At 67.9% G+C, this 12,260-nt stretch carries 12 protein-coding genes; 3 read left to right on the top strand and 9 right to left on the bottom strand.

The window, feature by feature from the left end:
• Positions 1-127 precede the first annotated feature (127 nt).
• Both BGO46_RS01405 and BGO46_RS01400 read right to left on the bottom strand, forming a co-directional pair.
• Positions 128-991 (bottom strand): DNA-formamidopyrimidine glycosylase family protein, encoded by an 864-nt coding sequence (locus BGO46_RS01405; protein ID WP_292674361.1) that lies wholly within the window; start codon positions 989-991, stop codon positions 128-130.
• A gap of 33 nt (positions 992-1,024) precedes the next feature.
• Positions 1,025-1,585 (bottom strand): GNAT family N-acetyltransferase, encoded by a 561-nt coding sequence (locus BGO46_RS01400; RefSeq protein ID WP_292674365.1) that lies wholly within the window; start codon positions 1,583-1,585, stop codon positions 1,025-1,027.
• Positions 1,586-1,852: 267 nt separating this feature from the next.
• Between BGO46_RS01400 and BGO46_RS01395 the strand changes: the two genes are divergently transcribed.
• The gene (locus BGO46_RS01395; RefSeq protein ID WP_292674368.1) at positions 1,853-2,695 is read left to right on the top strand and encodes a DUF559 domain-containing protein; all 843 of its coding nucleotides are present in this window, start codon (positions 1,853-1,855) and stop codon (positions 2,693-2,695) included.
• Between the two features lie 131 nt (positions 2,696-2,826).
• On the opposite strand, the gene trpS is transcribed toward BGO46_RS01395, so the two are convergent.
• The 7 genes from trpS to sdhC form a co-directional block, all read right to left on the bottom strand.
• Entirely contained in the window at positions 2,827-3,831 is a 1,005-nt protein-coding gene (gene trpS, locus BGO46_RS01390) for a tryptophan--tRNA ligase (protein WP_292674371.1), read from the bottom strand.
• Positions 3,832-3,880: 49 nt separating this feature from the next.
• Entirely contained in the window at positions 3,881-4,726 is an 846-nt protein-coding gene (locus BGO46_RS01385) for an exodeoxyribonuclease III (protein ID WP_292674374.1), read from the bottom strand.
• 35 nt (positions 4,727-4,761) lie between these two features.
• Positions 4,762-5,988 (bottom strand): YihY/virulence factor BrkB family protein, encoded by a 1,227-nt coding sequence (locus tag BGO46_RS01380; protein WP_292674377.1) that lies wholly within the window; start codon positions 5,986-5,988, stop codon positions 4,762-4,764.
• Positions 5,989-6,118: 130 nt separating this feature from the next.
• Positions 6,119-6,874: a succinate dehydrogenase iron-sulfur subunit gene (locus tag BGO46_RS01375; protein WP_292674380.1), complete on the bottom strand. Its 756-nt coding sequence runs from the start codon at positions 6,872-6,874 to the stop codon at positions 6,119-6,121.
• Positions 6,874-8,700 carry a succinate dehydrogenase flavoprotein subunit gene (gene sdhA, locus BGO46_RS01370; protein WP_292674383.1) on the bottom strand — a complete coding sequence of 609 codons (1,827 nt, stop codon included), beginning with the start codon at positions 8,698-8,700 and terminating at the stop codon, positions 6,874-6,876. Before sdhA ends, BGO46_RS01375 begins: the two co-directional genes overlap by 1 nt.
• Positions 8,701-8,746: 46 nt before the next feature.
• Positions 8,747-9,193, bottom strand: a complete 447-nt coding sequence (locus tag BGO46_RS01365) for a succinate dehydrogenase hydrophobic membrane anchor subunit (RefSeq protein ID WP_292674386.1) — start codon at positions 9,191-9,193, stop codon at positions 8,747-8,749.
• Positions 9,193-9,624, bottom strand: coding sequence for a succinate dehydrogenase, cytochrome b556 subunit (gene sdhC, locus BGO46_RS01360; protein WP_292674389.1), 432 nt, complete (start codon positions 9,622-9,624; stop codon positions 9,193-9,195). The genes BGO46_RS01365 and sdhC overlap by 1 nt, the downstream gene beginning before the upstream one ends.
• 222 nt (positions 9,625-9,846) lie before the next feature.
• On the opposite strand from sdhC, the gene BGO46_RS01355 reads away from it, so the two are divergent.
• Both BGO46_RS01355 and BGO46_RS01350 read left to right on the top strand, forming a co-directional pair.
• A complete protein-coding gene (locus tag BGO46_RS01355) occupies positions 9,847-10,962 on the top strand; it encodes a mannose-1-phosphate guanylyltransferase (protein WP_292674392.1) in 1,116 nt (371 codons plus the stop codon).
• Positions 10,963-11,111: 149 nt separating this feature from the next.
• On the top strand, positions 11,112-12,227 hold the full coding sequence (locus tag BGO46_RS01350) for a BMP family ABC transporter substrate-binding protein (protein ID WP_292674395.1): 1,116 nt from the start codon (positions 11,112-11,114) through the stop codon (positions 12,225-12,227).
• Positions 12,228-12,260 lie beyond the last annotated feature (33 nt).

Below are 12,260 nucleotides of genomic sequence, written 5' to 3'. Positions count from 1 at the left end.
TGGCGCCTGGCGCCACCGTCCACCGGTGGTCGAGTGCCGGCGCGGAGCGCCGGTTCCTGCCTATCGGTGATCGAGTGCCGGCGCGGAGCGCCGGTGTATCGAGATCGGCAGCGCCGGTGTATCGAGATCACTTCAGCAGCCGGCTCAACCTCCGGTCGGCGAGCAGCTTTCCACCCGTCTGACACGTCGGGCAGTACTCGAGCGAGTTGTCGGCGAAGAAGACGCTACGCACCTCGTCGCCGCACACGGGGCAGGCCTGACCGCGGCGCCCGTGGACGGCCATGCCGCGGCGCTTGGCATCCTTCAGATCGGCCGGCGGCTTGCCGGATGCCTGCGCCACGGCATCCGTCAGCGTCGCCCGCAGCGCGTCGTAGAGCCTCGTCACCTCGTCATCGCCGAGCGTTGCGGCGAGGGCATACGGCGACATCTTCGCCGCGTGCAGGATCTCATCCGAGTACGCATTGCCGATGCCCGCCACGTTGGACTGGTCGCGCAACACCCCCTTGATCTGCGTGCGGCGGCCGGCCAGCAACTCGGCGAATGCGTCGCGGGTGAAGTCGTCACCGAGCGGATCGGGGCCGAGGCGTGCGATGCCAGGCACGTCCTGCGGGTCGCGCACGGCGTAGACCGCGAGCGACTTCTTCGTGCCGGCTTCGGTGAGATCGAACCCCGCGCCGTCATCCAGGCCGACGCGCAGTGCGATCGGGGTCTTGCCCGGTCTGATGACGGTCGCGGGCAGTTGCTCGTACCAGCGCAACCAGCCGGCCTTCGCCAGGTGGAAGATGAGGTGCGTGCCGGCATCCGTCGATAGGTCCACGAACTTGCCGTGGCGCGCGGCCCCCGTGATCGTCGTGCCCTTCAGCGCGTCGATCGGCGGGTCGTAGGTCTTCAGTGCGGCGATGTTCGCGACGGCCGCCTTCGTGATCGTGACACCCGTGGCACGCTCGGCGAGGAAGTCGACGAGTCCCTGCACCTCCGGCATCTCGGGCATGGGCCCATCCTGCCACGCAGCCCCGACATCGCGTCAGAGGATCGGCCAAGCCTGCGGAGTGCGGTCGTCGTCGGCGAGCAGCCCCGCGATCCAGCCGTCGTCGCGGCCCTGTTTGCTGGGCAATCCCGCGCGCAGGAGCCCCTCGTAGCGGAAGCCCAGGGCGCGTGCGGCGCGGGCCGAGCCGACGTTGCCGACGACGGCGCGCCATTCGATGCGCTGCAGCCCGGTGCCCTCCGCCGAGAAGCCCCAGTCGATCACGCGTCTCGCCGCTTCGACGAGCAGCCCGCGGCGGCGTGACCACGGTGACACCCAGTACCCGATCTCGCCGGCGCCCGTCCCGTCGAGGCGGTAGAGCCCGATCATCCCGGCGAGGTCGGGGCCCTCGCGCATCGCCCAGGTCAGGTGCACGCCCTCGGCCCACTGCGCGGCGACGCGTGGGACGAACTCCTCCGCGTGCGCCCGGGCGTAGGGCGAGGGCACCGTCGTGTAGCGCTGAGTGTCGGCATCCTGACACGCCTCATAGATCTCGTCGATGTCGCTCTCGCGCGGCGCCGACAGCTCCAACCGCGTGGTCGTCAGGGTGACCGGCTCCATGCCTCGACCCTACCCACCCCGCCGCTGTCGCGCGCGTCGGCTCCGTTGCCGCTCCGCGACGTTCGCAATTCAGTCTCTGTGCCCGTCGGCAGCGTCTACCGCCGCAGAATCTCGCGACTCCGCGCCGCGCTCCGCCTCGTAGAGACTGAATTACGAACACGAGGCGAGCCTCACGCTTAGTTCTCCACAATCGGCCAATATCGGGATCTGTCCACGGATCGCGGGATCTGGCGCCCAGAGCAAGCTGAGCTGCGCGACCGTCGACTCATGTGGGAAGTACTGACACGCGCTGAACTGTTTGCGCTGGGAATGACTCCGCGTGCAATCACAGCCGCGGTGGCCGCGGGGGACCTCATCCGCGCGCGCCGAGACAACTACCTGGCGGCCGACGCGCCTCGCGCGCTCGTGGAAGCCGTCAGGGTGGGCGGAAGGCTGGGATGCCTGTCGCTACTCGCGTTGCTGGATGTGTTCGTGTACGAGACCCCCGCGCTCCACGTGCACATGGAGCGCGGCGACAGCCGCATGCGTGCGCCCCAGCATCGTGGCGCGTTGCCGTCACGTCGGCTTCGCGATGGCGTCGTGCTGCACTGGCAACGGTTCGTCGCCGAGCCGACGCGGGGATGCGTCGACATCGTCGACGCGCTCATTCAATCGGTCCGCTGCCAGCAGCCGCGCCACGCCATCGCGACACTCGACAGCGCCCTCAACAAGCATCTCATCGAACTCGGGCAGATTGGCGAAGTCTTCGCGGCGCTCCCCGCCCGCTACGGCGTTCTACGCGGTCTGCTGGACGCGCGGGCGCAGTCCGGCACCGAGACACTGGTGCGACTGATGCTCCGACGCATCGGATGCGACGTCGAACTGCAGGTGAACTTTGCGGGCGTCGGAACCGTGGATCTTGTCGTCGATGGGTGGCTGGTGATCGAGTGTGACAGCAACGCGTTCCACAGCAGTTGGCAACAGCAGCTCAAGGATCGCCGGCGCGATCTCGCCCTGGCGCGGCAGGGCTACTGTGTACTCCGGATCGCGGCCGAAGACATCCTCTATCGGGAAGACGAGGTCTTCCAGGCGCTTGTCGAGGTGATTACGAACAACCAGTACGCACGCTGACGCGTTCGTAATTCAGTCTCTGCCGACCTGCCGGGTGAGGTCCGCCGCGAAAACACGCGGTCGTGCGGCGGAGCGAGTGACGCAGAGACTGAATTGCGAACGGAGCGCTGGGCTGCCCGCCCGGCGGCGGGTCAGCCGCGGCGCAGCAGTCCGACCTTGTCGTAGACGTCGGCGAGGGTCGCGTCGGCGACCTCGGCGGCGCGGTCGGCGTTGGATGCCAGCACGCGGTCGAGCTCGGCCGGGTCGTCCAGCAGTTCGAGCGCGCGGGCGCGCACGGGGCCGAACTCCTCGACGATGACCTCAGCGAGGCCCTTCTTGAAGTCGCCGTAGCCACGGCCCGCGTACTCGTCCTCGATGGACGGGATCTGCCGGCCCGTCAGGGCGGCATAGATCGTCAGCAGGTTCGACACACCGGGCTTCGCCTCGCGGTCGTAGCGCACGGTGCCGTCGTTGTCGGTGACGGCGCGCATGATCTTCTTCGCCGAGACGGCGGGGTCATCGAGCAGCCACAGCACACCGGCATCCGATTCGGCCGACTTGCTCATCTTCGCCGTTGGATTCTGCAGGTCGTAGATGCGGGCGGTGTCCTTCTGGATCACGGGAATCGGCACCGTGAACGCCTCGCCGTACCGCGAGTTGAACCGCTCGGCGAGGTCGCGCGTGAGCTCGACGTGCTGCTTCTGGTCGTCACCGACCGGCACGATGTCGGTCTGGTACAGCAGAATGTCGGCCGCCATCAGCACCGGGTAGGTGAACAGCCCGACGTTGGTCTGGTCGGCGCCGTAGCGGGAGGACTTGTCCTTGAACTGCGTCATCCGGCTCGCCTCGCCGAAGCCCGTGATGGTCGAGAGCACCCACGCGAGCTCGGCGTGCGCGCGCACGTGCGACTGCACGTACAGCGTCGAGCGCGACGGCTCGATCCCCGCGGCGATGTACTGCGCGGCGGTGCGGCGCGTCTTCTCGCGCAGCTCGCTCGGGTCGTTCGGCTGGGTCAGCGCGTGCAGGTCGACGACGGAGAAGAACGCCTCGTAGGCATCCTGCAGGTCGCGCCACTGCAGAAGAGCCCCGATGTAGTTGCCGATCTGAAGAGAGTCGGCGGACGGCTGCATTCCGGAATAGAGGCGGGGCCTGGTCATCTCACAAGTCTATTGAGCGGATGCCCCGTGCCGGACCATCGCCAGCGCGTCAGAAGGCGTAGTCAGCGATCACGGGGGCGTGGTCGCTCCAGCGGGTGTCCCACGAGGGGGCGCGCACGATGCGGTAGTCCACGACCCGCTCCGCGAATGCGGGGGTCGCGAGGTGGTAGTCGATGCGCCAGCCGGTGTCGGTGTCGAAGGCCTTGCCACGGTTCGACCACCACGAGTACGGCCCGTCGACCTCGCCGGCCCAGCGCCGCCCGACGTCGACCCAGCCCAGGCCCGTCCCGGTCGTGCCGTCGACCGCGGCCACCGCGTCGCCGGCGGCACCCGTGAACCGGTCGAAGTAGGCCCGCTCGCGCGGCAGGAACCCCGCCTTCTTCACGTTGCCCTTCCAGTTGCGGATGTCGAGCTCGCGGTGCCCGACGTTCAGATCGCCGGTGATGAGGGCGTGTGCGCCGAGCTGCGGCATCCGCTGCTCCATCGCGTCGAGGAACGCGTACTTCGCGTCCTGCTTAGGCGTGCCGTCCTCGCCCGTGAAGACGTACGCGCTCACGATCGTGACGGGAACGCCCTCGACGTCGAAGTCGGTCTCGACCCAGCGCCCGCGGAAATCATGTACGGAGTCGAGGGCATCGTCACCGAGCTCGACCCGCCACACGTCCAGCGGCTCGCGCGCCGCGATCGCGACGCCGGCGCGTCCTTTCGCGAGCGCTTCATCGTTGACGATGTGCCAGCCGGGCAGAGCCGCGGCGAGGTCGGATGCCTCGGCCCGCACCTCTTGCAGGGTGAGCACGTCGACCCCGGAGGCATCCAGCCACTCGCTCATGCCCTTGCGGACGGCGGCACGGATGCCGTTGACGTTGACGGAGGCGATGCGAAGATTCCGGGGCACCGCACAAGCCTAGCCACGGCCCCCGACACGCATCGTCAGTCGAACAGCGACCCGCGCTTCGTCGGCGCAACCGGCGCAGCCGCCAGCACGTCGGCGAGCTCGCGTTCGGCCTCGTGCAGCGCCCGTCGCGTGGGCAGCCGCCGGTACCACGGGGCTGCGTCGTGCGCGGCCCGAGCGGTGCGCAGCCGCACCTTCGCGGCCAGCAGCAGCGCGCGATGCTCTTCCTGCAGGCGCTCGGCCTCGCTCTGGCGCAGCAACGGCTCGTGCTCGTCGATCGCGCTGACCGCGATCCACGCGGCCGCGACGAGGATGATGATGCCGATCATCCGGAACCACAGCAGCAGACCGATGAAGATCGCAAAGGTCGCCAGCAGCGGGTTCGACGGCGTGTAGCGCAACAGCAGGCCCGCACCGAGCTGCACAACAGTGAGCGCGCCGCCGCCGAGCAGGGCGCCCGGCCAGATCCGCCGCCACGTGAGCGAGGTCCCCGACAGGAACTTGAACAGCGCCGCCAGCGCCGCCGCGAACAAGGCGAACGAGACAGCGATCGAGGCGATCGTGACGCCGAACTGATACCAGCGGGATGCCGTGCTCCAGCCGAACACCGAGAACATGAGCTGCACCGCGTACGTGCCGATGACGCTGATCACCGATCCCAGCAGTAGCGCGATGCCGAAGATGATCGCCGCGACGAGGTCGCGCGCCTTCAGCATGAGGTACGACCGGCTGTCGTAGGGCAGGGCGAAGATATCGCGGACGGCGCGGCGGCTGTACGTCAGGAATCCGATCGCCGTCCAGATCGCCGTGCCGAGGGCGATCAGACCGGTGATCGCGAGAACTCCGGTGGAGTTCGTCGCGATCGCCGTGACCTGCTCGGTCGTGAAGACGCCGCCGTCGTCCTCGGGCAGGATCAGGTTCGGAATGTAGCCGTTGATGATGCCGATGAGGCCGTCGATGGCCTCGGGGCTGCCGCCGAGCCACAGGCCGACGCCGGCGAAGGCGACGTAGATGAGGGCGAAGAACGCGAACAGCGCCTGGTAGCTCACGCCCGCCGCGAGCAGGAACCCGTTGTGCTGCAGGAAATGCCGCCACACGCGCACGGGGAACAGCGCAAGCGTCTTCCGCGTGATCTCGGTGGCCGCGCTGATCGGCGCGTCGAAGCGTTCGCGCAGGGATGCCTGGGTCGACTCCCAGCGCTCGCGGAGCCCCTCTTCCTCGGCGCGGGCAGCGTCGGCCGCGGCGGAGGTGGGGCGCTCGTTCACGTCGTCAGGATATCGACCCTGCGGCGCTCAGGCCGCCCGTGCCCCTCGGCCCTTCGACCCTCTCGACCCTTCGACAAGCTCAGGGCGGCGCAAGCTCGGGGACCAGGGGGGACCAGGGGGCCAGGCCGGGTCAGTGGCGGAGGATCGCCTGCTTGACCTCGGCGATCGCCTTGGTGACCTCGATGCCGCGCGGGCACGCCTCGGTGCAGTTGAAGGTCGTGCGGCAGCGCCACACGCCTTCCTTGTCGTTGAGGATGTCCAGGCGCACATCGCCCGCGTCATCGCGCGAGTCGAAGATGAAGCGGTGCGCGTTGACGATCGCGGCGGGGCCGAAGTACTGACCGTCGGTCCAGAACACGGGGCACGACGAGGTGCACGCGGCGCACAGGATGCACTTGGTGGTGTCGTCGAAGATCGCCCGGTCGGTGATCGACTGGATGCGCTCCTTGCCGGGCTCGGGCTTCGAGTTCGCGATCAGGAACGGCTGCACCTCGCGGTACGACGCGAAGAACGGCTCCATGTCGACGACGAGGTCCTTCTCGAGCGGCAGGCCCTTGATGGCCTCGACGTAGATCGGCTGCGAGATGTCGAGGTCCTTGATGAGCGTCTTGCAGGCCAGACGGTTGCGGCCGTTGATGCGCATCGCGTCCGACCCGCAGATGCCGTGCGCGCACGAGCGGCGGAAGGTCAGCGAGCCGTCGACCTCCCACTTGATCTTGTGCAGGGCGTCGAGCACGCGGTCGGTCGGGTACAGCTCGACGTCGTAGTCCACCCAGCGCGGCTCGGCATCCTTCTCCGGGTCGAACCGGCGGATGATGAACGTGACGAGGTACGACTGAATGTCGGATGCCGAGGCGGTGGTCGGTTCTTCCACGACGAGGGTCATCAGTACTTCCTCTCCATCGGCGGGTAGTTGAACTCGCCCTTCTCGTTCTTGGTGAACACGACGGGTTTCCAGTCGAGCTTGATGTGGTCCTCGGGGTCGGGGGAGTGCGGGTCGCCCGTGAGGTAGGCCATCGTGTGCTGCATGTACTTCTCGTCGTCGCGCTTCTCGTAGTCCTCGCGCATGTGGCCGCCGCGGCTCTCCTTGCGGTTGCGGGCGGCGTAGGCGACGATCTCGGCGAGGTCGAGCAGGAACCCGAGCTCGACGGCCTCGAGCAGGTCGGTGTTGAACCGCTTGCCCTTGTCGTCGACGTGGACGTTCTTGTAGCGCTGGCGCAGGTCGTGGATCGTGCCCATGACGTTGGTCAGCGTCTCCTCCGTGCGGAAGACCTGGGCGTTGGCATCCATCTCTTCCTGCAGCTTGCGGCGCAGGACGGCGACGCGCTCGGTGCCCGCGTTGTTACGGAGTCCCTCGAGCATGTCGCGGACCTCCTTCGCGGGGTCTTCGGGGAGCGGCACGAACTCGGCCGTCTGCACGTACTGCACGGCGTTGCGTCCGGAACGCTTGCCGAACACGTTGATGTCGAGCAGCGAGTTGGTGCCGAGGCGGTTGGCGCCGTGCACCGAGACGCACGCGCACTCGCCCGCGGCGTACAGGCCCGGGACGATCGTCGTGTTGTCGGCGAGCACCTCACCGTTGTTGTTGGTGGGGATGCCACCCATCGCATAGTGCGCCGTCGGCATGACCGGCACCGGCTCGGTCACCGGGTCGACACCGAGATAGGTGCGCGCGAACTCCGTGATGTCGGGGAGCTTCGTCTCCAGCACTTCCGCGCCGAGGTGGGTGCAGTCGAGGTAGACGTAGTCCTTGTTGGGGCCGGCGCCGCGGCCCTCGAGGACCTCCTTGACCATGCAGCGGGCGACGATGTCGCGCGGCGCGAGGTCCTTGATGGTCGGTGCGTAGCGCTCCATGAAGCGCTCACCCGACGCGTTGCGCAGGATCGCGCCCTCACCGCGGGCACCTTCGGTGAGCAGGATGCCCAGGCCCGCGAGGCCGGTCGGGTGGAACTGGAAGAACTCGATGTCCTCCAGCGGCAGACCCTTGCGCCACACGATGCCGACGCCGTCGCCCGTGAGGGTGTGCGCGTTGGAGGTCGTCTTGTAGATCTTGCCGAAGCCGCCCGTCGCGAAGATGACGGCCTTCGAGTGGAAGACGTGCAGGTCGCCGGTGGCGAGCTCGTACGCGACGACGCCCGCGACCTGGGTCGCGCCGTCGGCATCCTTCACGGTGATCAGATCGAGCGCGTAGTACTCGTTGAAGAAGTTGATGCCGAGCTTGACGCAGTTCTGGAACAGCGTCTGGAGGATCATGTGACCCGTGCGGTCGGCGGCGTAGCAAGCGCGGCGCACGGGCGTCTTGCCGTGGTCGGCGGTGTGCCCGCCGAAGCGGCGCTGGTCGATCTTGCCCTCGGGCGTGCGGTTGAACGGCAGGCCCATGTTCTCGAGGTCGATGACGGCGTCGATCGCTTCTTTGGCGAGGATCTCCGCGGCATCCTGGTCGACGAGGTAGTCGCCGCCCTTGACGGTGTCGAAGGTGTGCCACTCCCACGAGTCCTCTTCGACGTTCGCGAGCGCGGCAGCCATGCCGCCCTGCGCGGCGCCCGTGTGCGAGCGCGTCGGGTAGAGCTTGGTGATCACGGCCGTGCGGGCGCCGGGGCCCGCCTCGATCGCGGCACGCATGCCGGCGCCGCCGGCGCCGACGATCACGATGTCGAACTCGTGGTAGTAGACGCCGTCTCGCAGGACCGCGTCGGGGTGCTGGGTGCTCACTTCAGGATGCCTCTTCAGTCTTCTTCTACTCGTCGCCTCGCCGGCCTCACAGGGCCTGGCAGGCCTCCCAGAACGCGCTGTCGCTGGTCACGCCGTTGCACGGGTCGAACGCGAACACGACGAGCGTGCCGAGGACGATCAGCAGGCCTGCGGCGACGGCCACGGCCCACACGAGGGTCCCTCGGACCTTCTCGCCCGAGACGTAGTCGTTGATGATCGTGCGCATGCCGTTGGCGCCGTGGATCAGCGCGAGCCACAGCATCAGGATGTCCCACCACTGCCAGAAGGGGTTCGCGAGCTTGCCCGCGACAAAGCCCCAGTCGAGCGCGTGGATGCCGTCGCCGAGCATGAGGTTCACGAACAGGTGGCCGAAGATCAGCACGACCAGCAGCACGCCCGAGGCGCGCATGTAGATCCAGCCCCACTTCTCCCAGTTGGCGCCCTTCTTGCGGACGGCGGGAGTGCGGGGGGCGGCGATGGTCTCAGCGCTCATCAGTGGCCTCCCACGTTCGCGAAGACGTTTATGAGGTGGCGCGGCGCGAAGCCGGCGAGCGTCACGGCCCACAGGCCGATGACGCCCCACCACAGCTGGCGCTGGTGACGCGTGGCCCACGGCCACAGGTCGACCGCGATGATGCGCAGCCCGTTGTAGGCGTGGTACGCGATTGCGGCGACCAGGGCGACCTCGCCGAGACCCATGATCGGGTTCTTGTACGTGCCGATGACGGCGTCGTACGCCTCGGGCGAGACGCGGATCAGTGCCGTGTCGAGCACGTGCACGAGCAGGAAGAAGAAGATGGCGACGCCGGTGATGCGGTGCAGCACCCACGACCACATGCCCTCGTTGCCGCGGTACAGGGTTCCGCGCGGGGTCTTGGACGTGGTCTGTGCTACCGACGGTGTGACGCGTGCTGGTGCAGACACGGTCGTCCTCCCTTGGTGTGAGTCGGACACCTCGGTACGGCGGGCCGTCATCGGCCGGATCAAATGACCCATCTCGTCGCACACGGGCGCTCTCTCATACTAGGTCGACCCGCCTTGCGGGGGCGACGAAGGAGACCCTAACTTCTCTCGATGTCGAGAGATCGGCAGGAAACCGCCTTCTTTCGGAGGGACGGCCCCGTGGGGGCGGCTAATCTCGATGCCATGGCCCACGTGATCGAGGACTTCTACGCTGTCATTCCTGCGGGCGGGGTCGGGAGCCGGCTGTGGCCGCTCTCGCGTGCCGACGCCCCCAAGTTCCTGCACGACCTGACCGGTTCGGGCCGCTCGCTGCTGCGCGACACGTGGGACCGCCTCGAGCCGCTCGCCGGCCCTGACCGCATCGCCGTCGTCACAGGGCGTGCGCACCGCGCCGCCGTGGAGGACCAACTGCCGGGCATCCCTGATCTGAACGTGTTCCTCGAGTCAGAGCCGCGTGATTCGGCGGCCGCGATCGGTTTGGCTGCGGCCATCCTGCATCGCCGCGAGCCCGACGTGATCATCGGGTCGTTCGCCGCCGACCACGTGATCCGGGTGCTGCCGGTGTTCCACTGGGCTGTCGAGCAGGCCGTCGCCGTCGCCCGTCAGGGCTACATCTGCACGATCGGGATCACCCCGACCGAGCCGTCGGTCGGCTTCGGCTACATCAAGAAGGCCGACATGCTCACCATCGACGGCGCGCCCGAGGGCGCGCTCGTCGAGCGGTTCGTCGAGAAGCCCGATCTTGAGACCGCGAAGGAGTACGTGCAGTCGCGCGACTACCTATGGAACGCGGGGATGTTCATCTCACGGGCCGACGTGCTGCTGGCCGAGATCGAGGCGAACAACCCCGAGCTGCACGCGGGCCTGCTCGAGCTCGCCGAAGCGTGGGACGACCGTGAGCGCCGTGGCCCGGTCGTGGACCGGGTGTGGCCGCGCCTGGAGAAGATCGCGATCGACTACGCCGTCGCCGAGCCCGCGGCCGCCAAGGGCAAGCTCGCCGTCGTGCCCGGCCACTTCGACTGGGACGACGTGGGCGACTTCGCGAGCCTCGCTAAGCTCAACAGCGGTGGACGCAAGAACGACCTCGCGATCCTCGGTGAGAACGCCCGCATCCTCTCCGACGCGGCCAGCGGCATCGTCGTCAGCCACACCAACCGGGTCATCAGCCTCATCGGCGTGAAGGACATCGTCGTCGTCGACACCCCCGACGCGCTCCTGGTCACCACGAGCGAGCACGCCCAGCGGGTGAAGGGCGTCGTGGATGCCCTGAAGGTCACCGGCCGCGGCGACGTCCTGTAGCCGCGCCGCAGGCGCGGTGTATCGAGATCATTGCGTCTTTGTAACCATTCCCGCTCACGCGGCGCCGCCGCGTGCAAACCGCGCGTCACACTGGGTAACTTCATCAGATGCGTCCGCGAAATCCGCGGCATATCAATGTGGAGGCTGCATTGACCATCTCGACCACCAAGAAGCTCGCCGGCATCACAGCTGCCGCTGGGCTCATCATCGCTCTCGCGGGCTGCGGCTCGGCACCGGAGACCACGACCCCCAGCGCGAGCGGCGACACCTCGAACGTCATCGAGGGCTTCAAGCCGTGCATGGTCTCGGACCAGGGCGGCTTCGATGACAAGTCGTTCAACCAGCTCGGCTACGAGGGCCTCGTCCGCGCAGCAGCAACGCTCGGCCTCGACGACCCGATCACGGTGCAGTCCGACTCCGAGTCCGACTTCGCTCCGAACCTGACGAACCTCGTCGACCAGAACTGCACGCTGATCATCACGGTCGGTTTCGCCCTGGCTTCCGCAACGGTCGAGTCGGCCCTCGCGAACCCCGACATCGAGTACGTCATGATCGACGACTCCGCTGACACCGACTTCGACGGCGAGACCGACGCGCCGAACATCAAGCCGATCCTGTTCGACACGGCCCAGGCGGCCTTCCTGGCCGGCTACGCATCGGCTTCCTACTCGACCGCGAAGAAGGTCGGCACGTTCGGCGGCCAGAACTTCCCGACGGTCTCGATCTTCATGGACGGCTTCGCGCAGGGCGTCGACTACTGGAACACCGAGAAGAGCGACGACGTCCAGGTCATCGGCTGGGACCGCGCGGCGCAGGACGGTGTCTTCACGGGCGCGTTCACGGCCAACCAGGACGCCATCAACGCGGCCCAGGGCCTCGTCGACCAGGGCGTCGACGTGCTGCTTCCCGTCGGTGGTCCGATCTACCAGTCGGCTGCTTCCGTGATCCGCGACTCGGGTCGTGAGATCGCCCTCATCGGTGTCGACGCCGACGTCTACGAGACCGACCCGTCGGTCGCCGACCTGCTGCTCACCTCGATCCGCAAGCTGATCGACGTGGGTGTCGAGGATGCTGTCACCGCCGCCGCCACGGGCGACTTCGACGCGACGCCGTTCGTCGGCACGCTCGAGAACGACGGTGTGGGCCTGGCCCCGTTCCACGACTTCGAGTCGAAGGTCTCCAGCGACCTGCAGGGTGAGCTGGACGACATCACCGCGAAGATCATCTCGGGCGACATCACGGTCGAGTCCTACCTGGCCGGCTGACGCCGACCTCGAATGGGGAGGCAGGTCGCGACC

Origin of the sequence: Microbacterium sp. 70-16 (genome assembly GCF_001898315.1) — a bacterium.
Classification (GTDB): Bacteria; Actinomycetota; Actinomycetes; order Actinomycetales; family Microbacteriaceae; genus Microbacterium.
Note: the sequence above shows the minus strand (reverse complement) of the source record. Positions and strands in the feature narration are given on the sequence as shown.